Genomic DNA, 17068 nt, shown 5'->3' on the forward strand with positions numbered 1-17068 from the left:
TGGCGGTGAGGTTGGAAATCCGTCGACGGGCACCGCTCCCGCCGAAGGAAAGGCGGTCAGCGCGTCGGTGCGCGCCATTCGAAACGGCCGTCGCCGCCCTCGTCGCTCCACAGCGGGATGGCGCGGCCGATGATCTGGTCGGTGGAGGTCAGGCCGAAATAGCGGCCGTCGAGACTGTCGTTGACCTGCCAGTTCATGAGAAAGACTTCGCCGGTCGCGATGCGGCGGCAGCCCTGCCAGACCGGAAGATCGCGGCCAGCGCGATCACGATCGAGCGCCACGCCGACATTGACGCCATCGACGGTGATGGCGAGGTTCGAGCGGCAAACCGTCTGCCCGGACACGGCGAGGATACGCTTCAGCAGCGGCACGCCCTTCGGCAGGTAGCCGCGCTCGGCGAGGAAGGTAGCGAGTGGTTCCGGTGCATCGACGGCGACCAGATCGGTGACTTCGAACAGCCCCTCGAAGTCGATCGAGTAGAAGCCGATCGGCGCGCTGGCGGAGGCGTTCCAGATCAGCTTGGTCGGCATCGACGTGAGGCCGGGATAGCCGACGCCCATGGCCGCGAGCGCCGTCGTGAATATCAAGCCAAAGCGCGTCATGGCTCGACCTTTCGGCGCAGCAGGTAGACGTGATGTTGGTCTGACGTGTAGGCGCGAGGTTCCTGGCCGGCGGTCATTCGGTTGTGAATATGCCGCCAGTGGTCGGGCGAGACCGCTGCGGGATCGATGCCGAGACGCTCGATCGCGTCGATCGCCTGCAGCACGCGTTCGACCTTCGGCCAGCTCTCGATCTTGAGCAGGATGTCGCCGCCAGGACGCACGAAGGGCAGCGTCTGGAACGGCTCGCCGCGGCACACCGCGCGCACGATGTCGATGCGCGAGATGATCGTGCCGTACTCGCCCGCCGCCCAGCGGACGAAGGCGAAGATGCTGTTCGGCGCGAACCCGACGATGCTGCGGCGGCGATCGAGGATCTGTTCGTAATTCTTGCGGCCGAACCTGATCCAGTGCTCGACCTTCTGTTTCTGGAAGGTCAGTTCGACCAATGTCGTGAACGGCGCAGGCCCGTCCGGCCGCGGACGGCTGCGCGCGCGATGGGCCGCTCTGCCCGTCATGGCTGATCTCCCGCGATGGGTGGAAATTCGCGCGCGAGCAGCTCGCGCAACGCCTCGGCGACGGTGATCCCGCGTCGAAAGGCCGCGACCTTGATGCGACCGCGCAGTTCAGGCGTGATGTCGATGGTCAAGCGGGCGGTGAACGCATTGTCGGCAGCCATGCCGGGCGGTTGCGGCTCAGTCGCTCTGATCCATTTTTCGGGATTGCCCGGCCGGGACACAAACCGGCGTTTGTCGGCGCGCTCCGTCATGCCGCGCCTCCACCATGGAACGGCAGCAGGGCTGCGATGCGCGCGCGGGCGCGCTCAGCCATGACGGCATCGATCTCGCAGCCGAGATAACGACGGCCGCTGAGCCGGCAGGCTTCACCGGCCGCGCCGGAACCGGCGAACCAATCGCCGACCAGGCCGCCTTCGGGGCAGCTCGTGCGGATCAGAATTTCGAGCAGCGCTGACGGCTTCTCGGTCGGATGGATCGCGCGACCATGACAATTGCGCACGTAGATGACGGAGCGCATGAGCCTTGGGCCGCCGTCATGGCTGAGATAGTGGCCGGCATCGATCTGGCCGGTATGCGGCGGACGTTGCTTCCGTCGCGCGGTGCGCGCCGTCGCATCGGGCGTCGTCTGCACATCATTGTAGATGTCGCGCCACGGCGTCTCGGTTGGATAGAACTGGACGGCCAGTTCATGCACGCGCTTGAAGCGATCCGCGTGAAAGCTGGAGCCGTTCTGCTTCTCCCAGACGATTTCCTGCGCGACGCGTAGCCTCGCGTCGGCGAAGCGGTCGGCGGTCGCCATGAAGCATCGCAGCGAGCCGAACACCCACAACGAGCCGGTCGGGCGCAGCGCATCGCGAGCGCGCGTGATCCAGCCGTCGACCCGCCGGTCCCAGGCGAGCGACGTGTCGCCATAAGGGGGATCGGCGAGGATCAGATCGAACGGGCCGTGCGCCGGCATGAGGTGGCGGCAATCGCCGGTGAGGATCGTCATGGTGCGATCCTCCCGATGCGAAGTTGCTCGATCTCGCTGGCGAGCGCAGCGATCTCGCGAGCGGCGGGACCGTCGTCATCGATCTCGAAAGAGAGCCGGCCCGACTGCGCGGCGTCGGCGTAGATGACGCGCTGCCCGATCGCCGTGCGCAGTACCGGCGGATCGTGATCGGCCAGCGTCTCGGCCGTCTCGCGAGCGATGACAGTGCGCGCGCCGCAACGGTTGAGGACAAACCGCGCGGCAAGGCCGGGGCGATAGATGCGAGCTTCGTTCAGAAGCGCGAGCATCTCCGCCGAGGCCCAACCGTCGAGTGGAGACGGCTGCACCGGGATCAGCACCAGGTCGGCTGCGAGCAGCGCCGAGCGCATGAGGCCGGCGACACGCGGCGGACCGTCGATCACGACATGATCGACGTCGCGCGCCAACTCGGGCGCCTCACGATGCAGGGTATCGCGCGCAAGGCCAACAATACCGAACAGGCGCGGCGAGCGTTCACGGGCGCGTTGTTGCGACCAGTCGAGAGCCGAGCCCTGCGGGTCCGCGTCGATCAGCGTGACCCGCTTCCCCTTCCCGGCCCATTCGCCGGCGAGATGCAGCGCGAGTGTCGTCTTGCCGACACCACCCTTTTGATTGAGGAGCGCTACGATCATGACGCGCCTCCGTTCGTGAACTTGCCAGGCCAGTTCACGATTAAAGGAAACCCGGTCTCCGATTTGAGGAGCAAAACAACGGCGGATTGCCAGCCGTTTCCAGCCTTTGCGCCATCGTTGCGGAGGTTATCCGCAGGCGTGCAACAGTGCGGGGGCGTTAGAAAGATTCCGAAGGAATCTAGGTTAGAGAAGTTACGGCCGTCGCAAGCCTTTGAATCTCGGCGATGAATCGTCGTTTCCGGTCCCCGATAGCACGAGGATCGGGTCCCCGATGGCACGATAGGGGCGGTCCCCGATAGCACGAGTGAATTCACAGCTTGTCCCCAAAGCGCGTTGACGGTTTCCGTCGCGGGCGCGGCGGGGTGAAAAAAGTCGGATCGGTTGCGACGAAGGTGAGGAGTTCGGGACCGCCGACCTGCTGCGTGATGGCGAGCCGGTAGCCAGGCAGGGGCTGGCGGCGGATGATGTCGCGCAGGTCGTAGGCGAAATGCTTCAGCGGCGAGAGGCTGCCGGATTTCTGGTGCAAGTGAGCGAAGTCGAAGCTCCAGCCGAAGGACTGGCGGCCGCCATGTTTGCGCACGACGCGGTAGAGCCAGCGTTCGAGCCCGCCGGTCAGATCGAAATAGGCGCGGTCGATGGTCAGAACGAGCGCGTCATCGAGAACGGCGCGATAGAACCAGTCCGGCAGGATCAGCTCGACGCCGACAGGGCGACCGTCGCGATCGGTTCGCTCCTGCCATTCGTTGATCCACGAGAAGCGATGCCGACGGCCTTCCGCCGGTTGGCGGATCGAGGTTGCGACGGTAGTGGATTGGAGCCGGTCGAGCGCGGCCTTCAGGCGCTGGTAATCGCGCAGCGATACGCCACGGCCGACGAAGGTCAAAATCTCATAAGGTGTCGTCGCCATGAGCCGGGAGGTGCGCAGGCCTGCGTCGCGCGCCTCGACGATCTGGCTCGCGGCCCAGATCAGGATGTCGGCATCCCAGATGGTCGCCATGCCGTGATCGGGCACGGCCTCGACACGGATGGTCACATCGCCGGCTTTGAAATCGATGGGCGCGATGCGTTTCGATTTGGCGAGGGAGAAGAACGGATAAGCCATGAGATCCTGCGCGTCTCGCGGCGCGAAGTCGCCGGGGAGCGCCCGGAACAGATCGAGCTGTCCGCGCTCCGAAGGGGACTGTTGCCGCGCCGCCATTCTGGAAATCGTGCGCCGTCAGCGTGCGTGTCGTCCTGCGCGCGCTGGCGACGTCGGCGACTGGCGCTTGGCGGGAAGAACCGAACCGCGCGGATCGGAGGTCGAGGTGACGGCGCCGCGATCGGCCCAGGCTTCGAGATCGTCGATGGCATAGACGACGCGGCCGCCGAGCTTTCGATAAGCCGGGCCGGTTCCGTAGGTCCGGTGCTTTTCCAGGGTCCGGGCAGACAGGCCGAGGAATTCGGCGGCTTCCTTGGTGCGCAGAAAGCGCGGCGGGAGAACGGCGAGTTCAGGTCGCATGGATCGGCCTTTCGTGGTGTTTGCGTGAGCCGCTGGAAATCAGCGGCGGGCGAAGACCACGATGGCGAAGCGAAACAGGTCAGATGGAGTGGGATTTTGAGGGGACCTGAAATCCCACACCACGTCCGCCGAGCCCCTGGGGCGGGCCGACAGCAAAGATGTGTTCGCGGCGGATGGAAGGAATTTTGTGAGAAGCGCTATGCTATCGGCATTGTACGTCAGCGGTTCGCGAGAGGCGGGCAACGCATCCGCAGGTGTCCTGCGATCATGTAACGGCGATGTTCTGCGTTCATTGTTCGTCGTTTTCGGTTCGCCTGGTTCGCGAACCCTGGGACCGCCGGTGGCGCAGCAACGTTCGATAACCTCCAGCGACCATCGCATGGGCATCGCGCAGCAAGGCCATGACGGCGTGGCGGGCCGAGGATATCTGCCAGTCGTCCCGCTTCATCCGCGGAAGACGGAAGATGATCCGGGCGATCTCCTGTTGGGTAGCGCCATCCCGGAAACCATCAAACGCTTGCAGCATGTGACGCATCCGTCTGCGTTTCTGCCGCGTGAGGCGTGTGTCCGGCGGCACCGCGCGGCCGTAGAGCGACGCAAGAAGGCGGTAAATGGACTCTATCCGATCAAATCCTTCCAGACCGATCGGGACCATGGCGACCAAAGGAGTCGCAGACGAATAGTCAGCTGACAGGATGAGCTGGAGGTGCTGATTCTTGCTCACCTCGTAGAGCAGAAGCATTTCGCCACCCTGTTCGACCGATCGAGCGATATCGAATGCGGCTCGTGCATCGCGATCCAGAGAGAAGATCGGGGGAGCCGCCGCCAGCATAATTGTGCTGGTGTCGGCCTGCGGGAGCCAGAACACCTGCGCCTCGGGAGGGGCCTGCATCGGATCCACCGGGAAATCGCAAGCCCCACTGCTCTCCGATCTTTTCGGTCAGCGTGCGCAGGTTGTCTTTGTTGTCGGCCAGTGCTCGAAAATCCTTGTCGTAGGATTCGTTCCGACGCAGCCATTCCCACGCGACGTCGGAGGCGGCCATGTCCGCGACATACGCATAGCGTCCCGAGGAGCGCCAGCCGGACGGATCTGGTGTCATCGCGATCCTCCCTTGGTTCTTGAACTTGTGGGAGAGTCAGGATTCCCGGCTGGGTTGTTCAGCGGAAGTCGGCGCGCCGGCAAAGGGTGATGCCAAAGCGGCATCGCGGCGATCACTGCGCCGAGCGGACCAACTCGCGATAGCCATGCTCGGTCATCCACTGCGCACGGGCGAGATGCGTGTCATGAATCTGGCGGCATCGCGTCGGTTCGCGTGCGGGATCGAGGCCAAAGAGAATCTGGACGGCTTCGCGCCAATCCGCGCCATCGCGCGAGGAATCAAGCAGGCGCAGATAGAGAACCATATGCTCGCGGTCATAGACCGTGAGAGTTTGGCTGATCGGGGGCTCGTCGAGAAACGGCTGCATCGCGGATTCCATCGGGCGACTATATTCGCTCGGAAAGGATTCGTTAACCCTCCTACCCGGCTTTACTGTGGCGAAGGGCGACGGACGGTCTCAAGCGACGTGCTTGCGGGGTCGCTAGCATCTTGCTGGACGATGATCCCGATCATGAAGCAGTAGCACCCCTTCGCCCTTGTCGGTGGAAAGCAGGACGATGCCGGCTGCCTCAAGCGCACGTCGAACCTGATCGCGCGTCGACTCATAGACTTCGAATCCATTCTCGGATTCGAGGCGCTTGAGCGCGGTCAGCGATGTGCGGGCCCTGTCAGCGAGCGTCTCCTGCGTCCACCCCAGCAACGCGCGCGCGGCCCGTGATTGTCGGGAGGTGATCATGCATGATCACCTCCCACCGACGCGAACGCACTTGCCAGAACTACGACTATTATAGTCGTTCTTGGCGAATTGCCCACCCGAAAAGTCTCTTGGCGGCACTATGGGACAGCAACGGCGAGCAACTGATTCGGTCGCGCCGTTTTGCCGAAGGCGGGGCCGAAGCCCCATCCGGCTCAGGCGAACGGATCGATCTCGCCAACGATCGTGTCGGCCTCTCCATCATATTCCGCGGCGGGCATGACGCTCATGGTGCCGTCGCCGGCGCGGAAGATGATGATCGTAACCATCAGGGTTGCGGCGAGGCTGAAGGCGAAGGCGTAGGCATCTGCGAGGGACATTTTCGTGGCTCCTGTCTGGAGGCGGGGACCATCCCCGCTCGACAGGCGCCCGAGGTGTTTCGGTCGCGGCCGGGGTCATCAGAGAGGCGAAGCCGACCTGACCGCACGCTTCGCGTAGCGGACCCCATAAGGGTTGACCCCACGAGGCCGGGATTGAAACCAGGGTCAGCCTTAAAGAGCGGGGATGGTGCCCGCTGACCGGAGCGGAAATCCTCGCGTTGCTCACTGCCATAGCCCTGCCGCCACCCTGATGGTTGCGATACGGTCGAGATGGAGCGCCGCTGCATGTCCGCAGCCGAAATGGTGGGAATGGAGTCAGGTGCGGTTTTTTCGCCTGAGCCGGTGGGACTTCGGCATCCACGGCCAGAAAGGGAAGCGCGTTCCCGGCGGCTATAATTGTCTTTACGAGAAAAACGCTCTCGTTCAGAATACATCAGCGTTTTTGGATGATGGCCGCTGACTGGCGGCCTTTGCCGACGCCGGTGCCGTCGCCGATCATGAAGCCGCGCCGGAAGCGCACGGCGTTCGCCTCATCCTCGCGCGCGGCGCTGGCGACATCGAAGGTCGCGTCCACCGTCCACGATCCGGCGAGATAATCGGCGTGCGCCTCACCGGCGTAGATCACAGTCTCCAATTGCGCGTCGGACAGCAGCTCGTGGACGTTGGCCGGGAGGCGCGGCCGATAGGCCGGCTTCGGCGGTGCGACGCTCGCCATCGCAGCCGATTGCACGAGCTTGGTCGGATGCGCCTGAGATCCGGAAATACGGATCGCCTGCAATCCGTATTCCTCATAGATGGCGTCGGACAGGCGGCCCGCTTCGCCGGCCTGCCAGTCAAGCGTCTCATAGGCGAGCGGCAAACCCTCCGGTTCGGCCATCGGCGCAGCCGCAACGGTGCTGTCCGTGCGATTGAGATAGCCGCGCACGCTGCGGGGCGCAGCCGTGGCGGCCACGGGAACGGCGACGGACGGGTCAACGGGAAGCCGCGCGGGCAGTTGCCCGTCGAGCCACACCATGAGCGTGCCGACATCAGGCGCCATGCCGGGCGCAGCGGGGAACGCGGCAGGATCGTCGGCTGGCCGTTTGTCGATGATGGTCAAACGCGTATCGATGGTCGTGCCATGCTTGGCATAGACCGCGCCGTCGATCGCGGCGGAGAACACGACGCGGCCGCGCTCCTGCAAACGGGCGAAGGCGGAGGTCCAGGCCGGATTGTCGGGCGCGAAGCTCGCGCCGGTGATCGCGACGAGACGGCCGCCGGGCGCCAGACGCGCCAGCGCCGAGGCGACATGGCGGAACGCGGCGTCCGCAACTCGGCCCTCGACATTCGCCATGACCGAGAACGGCGGATTCATCAGCACGACGCTCGGTACAATCGCGCGATCGAGATGATCGTCGATCTGCGCCGCGTCGAAGCGGGTGACGGGAAGAGCCGGAAAGAGGGAGGAGAGCAACGCCGCGCGCATCTCGGCCAGTTCGTTGAGAACGAGCCTGCCGCCAGCGATCTCGGCGAGGATGGTGAGAAGTCCGGTGCCCGCCGAAGGCTCCAGCACCCGGTCAGCCGGCGTGATGGCGGCGGCGTGAGCCGCGGCTAGGCCGAGCGGGATCGGCGTCGAGAATTGCTGGAAGGTCTGGCTTTCGGACGAGCGCCGCGTATGCGTAGGCAGGAGCCCGGCGATCTTCGTCAGCGGGACAAGCCGTGCAGCCGGAGAGCCGGCTTTGCGGAAAAGCGCCTTTCCGTATTTGCGCAGGAACAGGACTGTCGCCGCCTCACAGGCGTCATAGGCCGCCTTCCAGTCCCAGGCGCCGCTCGCGTCGGAGGCTCCGAAAGCGGTTTCCATCGCCGCGCGCAAGGTCGCGGCGTCAACACGCTCGCCGCGTTCGAGACGAGGCAATAGCAGGCCCGCCGCAGCGAAGATCGTTGCAGCCGACTCCTGATCGGAGGCAAGCGGAAGGGTTCCGGCGGCAGGCGCTGCCGATACGGACATCATGTTCATGGGAAAAGCCTTGAGGAGAGCAGGACAGGATCGAGCCCGCGCAGCGCTCTCTCTCGACCGCACCGGCTCAAACCCGTCCCGGCTTCCCTCTGTCTCTCACTCGGGCTGGCCGTGGCCACATGAAAAAAGCGCCCCGGCCAGATGGCGGGGCGCTTTTGAGGAATCAGCCGAAACGTTGTCCGGTTTCGGTGAAGGTGTATTCGTTGGTGGTGATCGCCGAATCCACGACCGCATCCGACATCAGGAACTCATATTCCGATTCAAGTTGGCGGTAGAGCCAGCGGGCGATATCACGCAACACTTCGGCCACAACGTCCTCGGCATCGGCGGTCATGCCCTGATACATAGGACTGTCGCGCTCTACCGAAATCGACATGCAGTATTCGTGATAGTAGCGACCACGATGGCTGGCTTCGGCGTGGAGCTGGTAGAAATTCCGGCGCTGGATCGCCTGAAGCGCATCAGCGATCTGATGAAGCATTGTCTCTCGCGGCGCATATTTCCTGATCCTGCGCGGAGCCTCTTTCCGATAGGAATAGTAGGTTTCAAAACACGCTCCGTCGCCTTGGCTCCAGAAACCGCTGAACCAGGTGCAGGGTCGTTGCCGGACACCGCCGCCATAGAGGCGAACGGTGCGAGTTTTCAGGCGAAGGCCGAGAATATCGCATACACGCTCGAAGTCTTCGTAGATGAACTCATGCCAATCGTCGATGAGATCGCCTTCGCGATACCATGAACGGGCCGTCTCCTTCGCGCTATCCGACAATTCATCGAAGCGATAAACAATGGTTTCGATCACCTCACTTATCGGGATCGCCTCCATCGAGAACCTGAGCGAGCCACCCGTCGGTGTAGGTCCAGTCCACCGTATCGCCTGTGGCGAGATCGAGGACGTGCGCGCCGCCGCCAAAGCCATCGAGCCGAGGGCGTGAGCAGGTGTTGGCGTATTGGAAACCCCACCGGCCCGTCAGTCCGAATTCGGCGGCGCAGATCTTCACGAACTGAATCAGCCGTTCGGGATCGCCTGTGACGTCGTCATGCATCCAGAGTTGGGTGCCGCCATGTTCGGGCTGGATCGACAGAAGGAAGCTTCCCGAAGGCGGCTCCTCCGATGCGCCATCTTCAGACAGCTTGTTGTAAAGGTCGAGCGCGCGAGCGGCATTCTCGGGCGTCCCCACGTCAAGCAGGCATGAGAAATGTGTAAAATAGTCGGCCATGACAGGCTCCTGAAACGAAAACGCCCGGCGCGATGGCCGGGCTGATTTGGGCGAATGGCGGTGATCAGGCGGCCGCCGGATCGAGGTCGGCTTGCGATGGAGGGTGTGGGTCGGGCTCCGGCGGCGTCGCGAAGGGATCGACCAGTTTGTGAATAGGCTGTGCCCGCCCCATCCAGGGCTGCGGCCGGATGCAGCGCACCCAATCGGCAAAGCTCGGAATGAAGCCGAGATCTTCCAGCACATGCTGCTCGCCGATCACCCGGACCGGCACGACGCGGCCGGTCGAGATGGTGATGGTCGCCCCGAAGGTCCGCTCCAGCTCGAATATGCCCTGCGCATGGTGGCGCAGCGCGCGATGCCGGAAGTCAGCCGTGATCTCCTTCGACTCATCGAACCATTGGTGCAGTGGCAGATAATCCTCCGCCGTGCCGCCCCATTTGCGCGCCGAGGACAGCGCGTGGTGATAACAATGTCCCATCGCGACCTCCTCAAAAGCTGTGCGTGTAGTTTTCGGATGCGGTGTAACGCTCGTTGTAATCGAGCGTGATCGCGTAATCCGCGACGTCGAAAATGATGTCGCCATAGGCGCCGTCGTTGTTCTCCCAGCCTCCATGCGTTCGTTCGAGAGCGTCATAGGCCAGGCCTTCGACGGCAGTGGTGACGGTGACGGAAGATCGCTCTGGCTCGGGCTGACCCCACACCGTTGTTGCAAACTCGATCATGGCGTTGGGCATGGCCATGTCATCGGCGCCGGCTTTGGCCTCGACATTCTCGATCTGGCCGGAGTCGCCATAGCCGTCGAAGGTGACGACGATCCTGGTGACGCCGGCGCGTTCCAAGGCGCTAAACAACGTCGCCTTGTTGGTCTGGAAAAGCTCTGTCTCAAGCTGGGTTCGCAAGGCGGATAGCGTTTCCCATTCCGAAAGTGCTGGGGCCGGAACGGTGTTGGTATCGGAAGTCTCGGACATTGTGATCTCCTGAAACGAAAGCGCCCGGCGCGATGGCCGGGCTGATGGACGAATTGGAAAGAAGGGCGCGGGGTGACTGAAGCCGCCCCGCGCCAGTGCGCTACTCGGCAGCGACAACGTGCAGAACCTCGTCCTCGTCGTCGGACGGCTCATCGTCGTCGGCGAGGAAGGCTGGCAGCGCCTCATCGCCTTCGCCGCTCGTCGCCGGCTCGTCCTGCTCGACCAGGCGCAGCGGTTCGGGGAGCCAGCCGCTATCGGCGAGCAGACGTTCGGCCTCCTTTGCCATGTCGCCCTTCTTCAGATGGTCGATGAGTTGGGCAGCGCGTTCGCCCGCACCTTCGCGCACCGCGGCGAGGATGCGCGGCTTCGTCACACGGCCGAGATAGTTCTCGACGGTCGGGCGGAAACCGACTTCTACCATGTCGAGGCCTGTCGCGCGCGCCAGCCGATCCGCCTCTGCCATGCGGCGATCGAGCCCGGACTGCGAAACGCCATTGCCGCTATAGGGATTGGGCCGTTCATAGAGCGCGTTGACGCCGTAGCTGACGCAGTGGGCGAGCAGCGCCAGGCGACTGGCATCGTCGAGAGCGGTAAGCCAATCCCACAGCGCATCCTCGTCCGCAGGCAGATCCGCCTTCCAGTCCTCGTGCCGTTGGGCGATGGACTTGGCATAGGACGTCTCGCCAAGATCCTTGCCCTGTTCGCGGAAGAAGACGTGATTGACGGACGCCTGCAAGCTCGCGCCGGACGTGCCGGTGCGCTGGAAGGTGTCGCGCACGAGCTTGTGCAGCAACGCCGTCATGGCAACCTGCGGATTGGCGCCGACCGCATCGCGAAGCGCGAGCGTGCGGTGCGCGGTCAGCTCCGTGACGAGCCGTTCCGGCAGCGGCTTGATGACATCTTCCTCGTCATCCTCCTCCGGCTCGGCCGACTGGCCGCCGATGGTGATGACGGCGCGCTGGACATTGCCAACGATGCCTGCGTCGGTCCCGACCGGATCGGAAGCGCCATCGACCTCACGACCCTCGGCATCGATGGGAGCCTCGTCCTCCGGACGGATATAGCCGCGACGGACGATGAGCTCGCCATCGCGATCGATGCTGACGAACACGCCGCCGCGCGCGATCTCGTCGGGATCGTAGATGACTGGCCGCTGCTCGAACGCTTCGAGCGCCGCTTCGATCTCGCCGAGGCGCTGGTCGATCTCGTCGGGTAGCTCGTCGGCTTCAGAATATTCCGCCTCGAGCCGGTCGTACTCCTCGCGCAGCGCCTCGCGAGCGGCGCGCTCGTTGTCGGTGAGATCGACAGCGGCGCCGGTCATGACGCGAAGACTGTGATCGTGGCCATAAGGCGGATCAATATCGACGCTGACCCACTTCCAGCCTTCGGCCGCGATCTCATCGGCGATCGTCTTCAGCTTCTCCGAAACCAGGCGATCGAGGAGCGCCACGTCTTCGAGCCAGCCGCCGTCGTTCTCAGAGAAGAGATCGCGGAGCATTGCGCCGCCAGCCTGCTCATAGGCTTCGACACCAACGAAGAGCACGCGTTTGTCATCGGTCGGAACGGTGGTTTCCGTGAGGAACTGGCGAACCTGCCAGGGCTGGACGTTGTACGAGCGCTGCGCTGCCTCCCAGACCTGCTCCTGACGGGCATGGTCGGGATTGACGGTGAACGCCTCCAGCATCGCCAGCGGCATGCCGTTGCGCGCATAGACCTCGAGCAAGCGCGGCGAGACCGACGCAAGCCGCATACGCTGGGTGATGTAGCGCGGCGTGGTGCGATAGGCGTCGGCGATCTCCTCCCTCGTCATGCCGTCGTCGAACATGCGCTTGAACGCCCGGAACTGGTCGAGCGGATGCAGCGCCAGGCGCCACATGTTCTCGGCGAACGAGTCATCGACCGCGGAGGTCTTCGCGTTCGCCTTCTTGACGAGGCAAGGGACGAGGCCGTCCTCGGGGAAGCGCCCGGCCGCCACCAGGCGCGCGATCGCGCGATGGCGGCGTCCGCCGGCCGGAGTCTCGAAATCGCCGGTCTCGTTGCCGTCCGCGTCGAGGATGGCGCGGACATTGAGGCCCTGCACGATGTCCTCGCGCCGGTCGATATCGTGGGTGAGATCGTCGAGGCCGGCTTCGACGTCGGTTTCGCGGACATTATCCTTCGACAAGTGGATGCGGTTGAACGGGATATCGCGCGAGCGCGAAAACTCGATCATCGCGACGACGGGCTTCTTCGACTTCTTGGCAGCCTTGGCCATGGTGGTTTCTCCGCGACGGGCACCGAGAGCCTCTCTCTCGACCCTTACCCGTCACGAAGCGAAGCGCCGCCCTCTCACTCTAGGAGGGCAGCGCCACCGAACCGGTACCGGAAAAACATACAACCGGAGATCACGCCGGTCAGTCGGCCTCGGCGACCTCCTGTGCCGTCGGATAGTCCCGACGGTCGAATACAGCTGCTGGGCCGTGATCGGCATGTTGACGAGCGCCTTCCATGAAGGAGTGTTGCGGATCGAACTGATTGTGGAAGACCTCGACTGCGGCCTCTTCATCCTCGGCTTCAACCTCCTGGACAAAGCAGACCCACATGGCCCGGCGCTGGCGGACGAAATAGCGGTTCGTGGCGGGGACGCATGCGAACACCTCGTTGATCTCGCCGCCCATCCCAGCGTTTTCGAACTGCTCGACGGCATGGTCGCGGTCCTCGGCATCGCACAGCCAGAACTCGTTTTCGGCGCCGTAGCAGATGAGGTATTTCTTCAGGGGGATCGATGATTGCAGGGTCGTCATCGGGCTTCTCCGTGACGGGCGACCGCGAGCCTTTCTCCCGGTTTCCAACCCGCCACGAGAGGAAGCGCCGCCCCCTGACTCCGGAGGACGGCGCCGCAAATCTGTAAACCTGGAGAGCCGAAAAGCCGCTAAACTGGAAAGCCGGTTTTGCGCGTCTGGGGATTTCAGGAAATCACACTCCGCACATGCCCTCGCACTCGTTCGGCCAGAGATCGAGTTGGCCGCGATCGGCCTCTGTCGAGAGATCGGCCAAATCGAACGGCACAGCAGAGCGATGCAGATAGACCTGGCCGCGAATGCCGCGGAATCCGGTGCGGATGGCGTGGTCGACATTCACGGCGTCGGTCCATGCCGCAGAATCATGATCGCGCATCTGTCGCCAATGATCGTCGGAATGAAACGGACAGCCGATGCAGGCGCTCTTGGGCGGCACGGGGTAATCGTTTCGCGCCAGCCAGTGCAGGCAATCGAGGCGTGTTATCCCCAGTTCGATCAGCGGCCAACGATTGATCTGCCACGGCTCGAACGAGGGCTTCATCCGAAGGGCCTCGTCCAGCGAGATCCCAATCCACTGCTCGGCGATCGGCGATGACGGCGAGCGCCGCCTCGTGAGGCCGAGCATTTCGCGGACCTTCCGCCGGATGGGCGTGATCTTGTAGTCGCCTGTACATTGGCGGCGGATCATGCCGACGCCAACGCGATCGGTTTGGAGTATCCGCGAACCGACGATAACAAGTTCGCCGTTCTCATCTTCATCATAGACGGGAAGTTCAGTCCCCGCCGGCGTGACATTGCGGGTGAACGCAGGGATCGAAGCCCAGCGATCTCCTTGCGCACCCGCAAGGAGATCGGCACGCAGATCCCCGGCCGAGACCAAGTGGACCGGGAAAGGCAGGACGTTTGGCGATCGCAGCCAGGCGAGATGCTCGTAGACGGCCTGCGGCTCCCAACCGGTATCGGCGAAGATCGCGCAATCCGGCATGGGGCCGATTTCGCCATGAGCCGCCATCAGCGCGAGTGTGGTCGACTGAACGCCCGCGCCAAGACTGAGAACGCGCAGGCGGATCGTCTCCCGTTGCGCAGCGGTGGGCGCTAGAGAGGGGAAGGCGGACGCATTCATCACGCCGCCTCCCGCTCGTCATCGGTCATGCCGTGATCGGCGTTCAGCGCGAAGCTGAGCAGCCAGTCGGCCGCCTTGCTCGCCTGCGATGCCGCGCGCACGATGGCGCGGGAATCCTCGCGCATCACGTCGAGCCAACTGCCGATGTAATCGGTGTGCCGCACGGTCGGCACAATGCCGAGAGCAGCGCAACTGTACGCGGCCGAAATCTCCACGAGGATTTCTTCGAAGGCGTATTTCTTTGAGCCGAATGAGCCGGTCAGATCACGGTTCAGGCGGCTGTGATGACCGCTGGCGTGCCCCAATTCGTGCAAGGCCGTGCGGTGCCAATTGATCGGCTCGAAATACGCCATCGGCGGCGGGACCATCACATAGTCCTGGGACGGGACGTAGAAGGCCCGATTGCCGCCGATGCGAAAATCGACGCCGGTGGCCTTGATGAGAGCCTCGACCCTCGGCTCGATCAGGCCGGGTGGAGGCGGCGGAACAACGGTGGCGATGTCGCCAGGCAGGCCCTCGCATTGCGCCGTGTTGAAGACGGTGAAGCGCTTCAGGAACGGAATGGCGTGCGCTTCCTCGCCGGCCTCGCGGGCGCGGCGTTTCTCGTCTTCGGGCGTGAAGCGATCGGCATAGACGACGGTGGTGCCGCGCTCACCCTTGCGGACATTGCCGCCGAGCGACAGTGCCTGCCGGAAAGTAAGCCAGCCCTGGCCGGGGAAACCGTGCTCGATGACGGCGCCCCAGAGGATGAGCACATTGATGCCGCTGTAGTTGCGGGAGGTCGCGGCATTCTTCGGCAGGCCGAGTGGGGCTTTCGCCGCCGAGGTGCCCCAGGGCTGCACCCACGGCACCCGGCCGGCTTCCAGCTCGGCGATGATCTTGTTGGTGATCTCGTCATAGAGGTTCGCCCGGTCGGAACCGGTGCGAGGGCTGCGATCGTATCTAGACATCGCGGTTCTCCGCGACGGGCGCCGGAAGACTCTCCTCCGGTCCTCAACCCGTCACGGCAAAACCCGTCCGCACTCTGACTCTAAAGGGGGCGTTGCGGGGCAGGCTGTGCAGAAACTCAGCGAGGACTCGATGCGGCCGCGATGACGCAAACCGAATAGAGCGGGGTTCTCAGCCCCGCGACATCAGCGCTCCGGTTCCGAAGGCGTTCGAAGCGCGGATAATGTTGAATGCCAGGACCGAGAGGGCAGCTTCGGCTTTCACCCGCCGCAAACCGCGGGTCAGGAAGCGACCTCCGCCAGACATTCGCTTGATGGTGCCGAAGGGATGCTCGACCGTGCAGCGCCGGATCGTCATAAGATCAGGTTTCTCCTGAACCCGACGTTCCATCCGATCGAGCGCGCCCTGATCCACGAGCCTGTGAATGGTGCGCTGATATCCCGGCGTACACTGCTGTTTGATCTGGCAAGTCTGGCAGGCGGGCGTTCTGTAACGGATCGCCCGATTTCGGGTATGCTTGCCCTTGGGATACATGGTTTCACCAGCAGGGCAGCGGATCGTGTCGGTCTGCTCGTCATGGACGAATTGCACGGGGCGGAAGTATTGCGCGCTCATGGCCCCGCGCTTGATCGGCGCTGCCACGCGGACGCCGTCCTGTTCGCAACGCGCGACTTCCTGCGCGTTCGAGTAGCCTCCGTCCGCCAGCACTTCGAGCTGGTCGACGTCGAGCACTTCTTTTGCCGCTATCGCCATTGGATGCAGCAACTGGCTGTCGTTGGCTTCGTTGGCGACATCGTTGTGAATGATCAGCCCGCTTTCGATATCGACGACACTCTGGAGATTATAGGCCGGGAACTTCGGCGCCCGGCCATATCCCATTGGTCGTGCATCCGGCTCTCCGAAGACCACGACGTTGGTATCATGCTCAGCAAGTTCGGCCTGCCGCTTTTCCAAGCGCTGCTTACGGCGTTCGAGTGACGCGATCGCGCTGGCAAACGCCGCGCGATTGACCGTCTGATCGCGCGCGCGCTCCGAGTGTTGATCTGCTATGTTGAGGCGGTCGAGATAGTAGGCGATTTCTGTTTCGGTATGAGCGATGTCGCGTGCCAGACGATCCGCTCCTGCAATATTCTTCGCGCTGGCAACCGCCCGCATCTTTGTTCCGTCCAGCGCCACCTTGCCAGGAGTGACCAAGCCGTTCTCGCGACAGAAGCTGATGAATGCGGCCCCCGTGCGGATGATCGCTTCGGGGTTGTCGTGCCGGAACGCCGCAATGGTCCGATAGTCCGGGGTCATGCGCCGCATCAGCCAGATGGCCTCCAGATCGCGCTGGCAGGCGCGCTCCAATTGTCGCGATGAACGCAACTGTTTCAGGTAGCCCCAGATGTAGAGCCGCAGCATGTCGCCGGGGTGATAGCCAGGTCGTCCTGTCGGGGCAGAGACGGTGCGCTCGAAGCCGAGCGCCGTGAGATCGAGGGTTTCGACGAAGGCATCAATGACGCGGACGAGAGAGTCCTGCGACACGTAATCTTCAACACAGGCGGGCAGCAGTAACGGCTGGCTCCGGTCATATCCCTCAATAAAGCGTCCCATCGTGCCCCCGTCC

Annotated in this window: 21 protein-coding genes and 1 pseudogene; all 22 read right to left on the reverse strand. The window is 63.8% G+C overall.

The window, feature by feature from the left end; genetic code table 11:
- Positions 1-56: 56 nt before the first annotated feature.
- Positions 57-602 (reverse strand): S26 family signal peptidase, encoded by a 546-nt coding sequence (locus tag ACO2RJ_RS04955; RefSeq protein WP_019198965.1) that lies wholly within the window; start codon positions 600-602, stop codon positions 57-59.
- A complete protein-coding gene (locus ACO2RJ_RS04960) occupies positions 599-1117 on the reverse strand; it encodes a DUF2840 domain-containing protein (protein WP_019198966.1) in 519 nt (172 codons plus the stop codon). The genes ACO2RJ_RS04955 and ACO2RJ_RS04960 overlap by 4 nt, the downstream gene beginning before the upstream one ends.
- Positions 1114-1368, reverse strand: a complete 255-nt coding sequence (locus ACO2RJ_RS04965; RefSeq protein WP_019198967.1) for a hypothetical protein — start codon at positions 1366-1368, stop codon at positions 1114-1116. The genes ACO2RJ_RS04960 and ACO2RJ_RS04965 overlap by 4 nt, the downstream gene beginning before the upstream one ends.
- Positions 1365-2108 (reverse strand): DNA-methyltransferase, encoded by a 744-nt coding sequence (locus ACO2RJ_RS04970; protein ID WP_019198968.1) that lies wholly within the window; start codon positions 2106-2108, stop codon positions 1365-1367. The genes ACO2RJ_RS04965 and ACO2RJ_RS04970 overlap by 4 nt, the downstream gene beginning before the upstream one ends.
- Positions 2105-2758, reverse strand: coding sequence for a ParA family partition ATPase (gene parA, locus ACO2RJ_RS04975; RefSeq protein WP_019198969.1), 654 nt, complete (start codon positions 2756-2758; stop codon positions 2105-2107). The genes ACO2RJ_RS04970 and parA overlap by 4 nt, the downstream gene beginning before the upstream one ends.
- A 310-nt stretch (positions 2759-3068) precedes the next feature.
- Positions 3069-3956 (reverse strand): replication initiator protein A, encoded by an 888-nt coding sequence (locus ACO2RJ_RS04980; RefSeq protein ID WP_423266876.1) that lies wholly within the window; start codon positions 3954-3956, stop codon positions 3069-3071.
- An 18-nt stretch (positions 3957-3974) separates the two neighbouring features.
- Positions 3975-4256, reverse strand: coding sequence for a helix-turn-helix transcriptional regulator (locus ACO2RJ_RS04985; RefSeq protein ID WP_423266877.1), 282 nt, complete (start codon positions 4254-4256; stop codon positions 3975-3977).
- Between the two features lie 289 nt (positions 4257-4545).
- Positions 4546-4998: a DUF2285 domain-containing protein gene (locus tag ACO2RJ_RS04990; protein ID WP_423266878.1), complete on the reverse strand. Its 453-nt coding sequence runs from the start codon at positions 4996-4998 to the stop codon at positions 4546-4548.
- The gene (locus ACO2RJ_RS04995) at positions 4940-5356 is read right to left on the reverse strand and encodes a transcriptional regulator domain-containing protein (RefSeq protein WP_423266879.1); all 417 of its coding nucleotides are present in this window, start codon (positions 5354-5356) and stop codon (positions 4940-4942) included. The genes ACO2RJ_RS04990 and ACO2RJ_RS04995 overlap by 59 nt, the downstream gene beginning before the upstream one ends.
- Before the next feature lie 112 nt (positions 5357-5468).
- Positions 5469-5723, reverse strand: a complete 255-nt coding sequence (locus ACO2RJ_RS05000; protein WP_423266880.1) for a DNA -binding domain-containing protein — start codon at positions 5721-5723, stop codon at positions 5469-5471.
- Between the two features lie 114 nt (positions 5724-5837).
- The gene (locus ACO2RJ_RS05005; protein ID WP_423266881.1) at positions 5838-6092 is read right to left on the reverse strand and encodes a hypothetical protein; all 255 of its coding nucleotides are present in this window, start codon (positions 6090-6092) and stop codon (positions 5838-5840) included.
- A gap of 173 nt (positions 6093-6265) precedes the next feature.
- Positions 6266-6430 (reverse strand): hypothetical protein, encoded by a 165-nt coding sequence (locus tag ACO2RJ_RS05010; RefSeq protein ID WP_423266882.1) that lies wholly within the window; start codon positions 6428-6430, stop codon positions 6266-6268.
- Positions 6431-6875: 445 nt separating this feature from the next.
- Positions 6876-8426, reverse strand: a pseudogene (locus tag ACO2RJ_RS05015) (strawberry notch-like NTP hydrolase domain-containing protein); the annotation flags it as partial.
- 163 nt (positions 8427-8589) lie between these two features.
- Positions 8590-9234: an antitoxin of toxin-antitoxin stability system gene (locus ACO2RJ_RS05020; RefSeq protein ID WP_423268910.1), complete on the reverse strand. Its 645-nt coding sequence runs from the start codon at positions 9232-9234 to the stop codon at positions 8590-8592.
- Entirely contained in the window at positions 9227-9643 is a 417-nt protein-coding gene (locus ACO2RJ_RS05025; protein ID WP_423266883.1) for a hypothetical protein, read from the reverse strand. The genes ACO2RJ_RS05020 and ACO2RJ_RS05025 overlap by 8 nt, the downstream gene beginning before the upstream one ends.
- A gap of 64 nt (positions 9644-9707) precedes the next feature.
- Positions 9708-10121 (reverse strand): DUF6915 family protein, encoded by a 414-nt coding sequence (locus tag ACO2RJ_RS05030; protein ID WP_423266884.1) that lies wholly within the window; start codon positions 10119-10121, stop codon positions 9708-9710.
- Positions 10122-10131: 10 nt separating this feature from the next.
- On the reverse strand, positions 10132-10611 hold the full coding sequence (locus tag ACO2RJ_RS05035; RefSeq protein WP_423266885.1) for a DUF6878 family protein: 480 nt from the start codon (positions 10609-10611) through the stop codon (positions 10132-10134).
- A gap of 100 nt (positions 10612-10711) precedes the next feature.
- Positions 10712-12865, reverse strand: coding sequence for a ParB/RepB/Spo0J family partition protein (locus ACO2RJ_RS05040; RefSeq protein WP_423266886.1), 2154 nt, complete (start codon positions 12863-12865; stop codon positions 10712-10714).
- A gap of 139 nt (positions 12866-13004) precedes the next feature.
- Positions 13005-13394: a hypothetical protein gene (locus tag ACO2RJ_RS05045; protein ID WP_423266887.1), complete on the reverse strand. Its 390-nt coding sequence runs from the start codon at positions 13392-13394 to the stop codon at positions 13005-13007.
- Positions 13395-13566: 172 nt separating this feature from the next.
- On the reverse strand, positions 13567-14514 hold the full coding sequence (locus ACO2RJ_RS05050) for a hypothetical protein (protein WP_423266888.1): 948 nt from the start codon (positions 14512-14514) through the stop codon (positions 13567-13569).
- The gene (locus ACO2RJ_RS05055) at positions 14514-15464 is read right to left on the reverse strand and encodes an ArdC family protein (protein WP_423266889.1); all 951 of its coding nucleotides are present in this window, start codon (positions 15462-15464) and stop codon (positions 14514-14516) included. Before ACO2RJ_RS05055 ends, ACO2RJ_RS05050 begins: the two co-directional genes overlap by 1 nt.
- 169 nt (positions 15465-15633) lie before the next feature.
- A complete protein-coding gene (locus tag ACO2RJ_RS05060; RefSeq protein ID WP_423266890.1) occupies positions 15634-17055 on the reverse strand; it encodes an IS1182 family transposase in 1422 nt (473 codons plus the stop codon).
- Positions 17056-17068: the final 13 nt, after the last annotated feature.

The organism is Hansschlegelia sp. KR7-227 (assembly GCF_049446035.1).
GTDB lineage: Bacteria > Pseudomonadota > Alphaproteobacteria > Rhizobiales > Methylopilaceae > Methylopila.

What these genes read in the sequence shown, in the direction of transcription:
- ACO2RJ_RS04955 (WP_019198965.1), bottom strand. Translation starts at nt 602, where the DNA reads ATGACGCGCTTTGGCTTGATATTCACGACGGCGCTCGCGGCCATGGGC.
- ACO2RJ_RS04960 (WP_019198966.1), bottom strand. Translation starts at nt 1,117, where the DNA reads ATGACGGGCAGAGCGGCCCATCGCGCGCGCAGCCGTCCGCGGCCGGAC.
- ACO2RJ_RS04965 (WP_019198967.1), bottom strand. Translation starts at nt 1,368, where the DNA reads ATGACGGAGCGCGCCGACAAACGCCGGTTTGTGTCCCGGCCGGGCAAT.
- ACO2RJ_RS04970 (WP_019198968.1), bottom strand. Translation starts at nt 2,108, where the DNA reads ATGACGATCCTCACCGGCGATTGCCGCCACCTCATGCCGGCGCACGGC.
- parA (WP_019198969.1), bottom strand. Translation starts at nt 2,758, where the DNA reads ATGATCGTAGCGCTCCTCAATCAAAAGGGTGGTGTCGGCAAGACGACA.
- ACO2RJ_RS04980 (WP_423266876.1), bottom strand. Translation starts at nt 3,956, where the DNA reads ATGGCGGCGCGGCAACAGTCCCCTTCGGAGCGCGGACAGCTCGATCTG.
- ACO2RJ_RS04985 (WP_423266877.1), bottom strand. Translation starts at nt 4,256, where the DNA reads ATGCGACCTGAACTCGCCGTTCTCCCGCCGCGCTTTCTGCGCACCAAG.
- ACO2RJ_RS04990 (WP_423266878.1), bottom strand. Translation starts at nt 4,998, where the DNA reads ATGCTTCTGCTCTACGAGGTGAGCAAGAATCAGCACCTCCAGCTCATC.
- ACO2RJ_RS04995 (WP_423266879.1), bottom strand. Translation starts at nt 5,356, where the DNA reads ATGACACCAGATCCGTCCGGCTGGCGCTCCTCGGGACGCTATGCGTAT.
- ACO2RJ_RS05000 (WP_423266880.1), bottom strand. Translation starts at nt 5,723, where the DNA reads ATGCAGCCGTTTCTCGACGAGCCCCCGATCAGCCAAACTCTCACGGTC.
- ACO2RJ_RS05005 (WP_423266881.1), bottom strand. Translation starts at nt 6,092, where the DNA reads ATGATCACCTCCCGACAATCACGGGCCGCGCGCGCGTTGCTGGGGTGG.
- ACO2RJ_RS05010 (WP_423266882.1), bottom strand. Translation starts at nt 6,430, where the DNA reads ATGTCCCTCGCAGATGCCTACGCCTTCGCCTTCAGCCTCGCCGCAACC.
- ACO2RJ_RS05025 (WP_423266883.1), bottom strand. Translation starts at nt 9,643, where the DNA reads ATGGCCGACTATTTTACACATTTCTCATGCCTGCTTGACGTGGGGACG.
- ACO2RJ_RS05030 (WP_423266884.1), bottom strand. Translation starts at nt 10,121, where the DNA reads ATGGGACATTGTTATCACCACGCGCTGTCCTCGGCGCGCAAATGGGGC.
- ACO2RJ_RS05035 (WP_423266885.1), bottom strand. Translation starts at nt 10,611, where the DNA reads ATGTCCGAGACTTCCGATACCAACACCGTTCCGGCCCCAGCACTTTCG.
- ACO2RJ_RS05040 (WP_423266886.1), bottom strand. Translation starts at nt 12,865, where the DNA reads ATGGCCAAGGCTGCCAAGAAGTCGAAGAAGCCCGTCGTCGCGATGATC.
- ACO2RJ_RS05045 (WP_423266887.1), bottom strand. Translation starts at nt 13,394, where the DNA reads ATGACGACCCTGCAATCATCGATCCCCCTGAAGAAATACCTCATCTGC.
- ACO2RJ_RS05050 (WP_423266888.1), bottom strand. Translation starts at nt 14,514, where the DNA reads ATGAATGCGTCCGCCTTCCCCTCTCTAGCGCCCACCGCTGCGCAACGG.
- ACO2RJ_RS05055 (WP_423266889.1), bottom strand. Translation starts at nt 15,464, where the DNA reads ATGTCTAGATACGATCGCAGCCCTCGCACCGGTTCCGACCGGGCGAAC.
- ACO2RJ_RS05060 (WP_423266890.1), bottom strand. Translation starts at nt 17,055, where the DNA reads ATGGGACGCTTTATTGAGGGATATGACCGGAGCCAGCCGTTACTGCTG.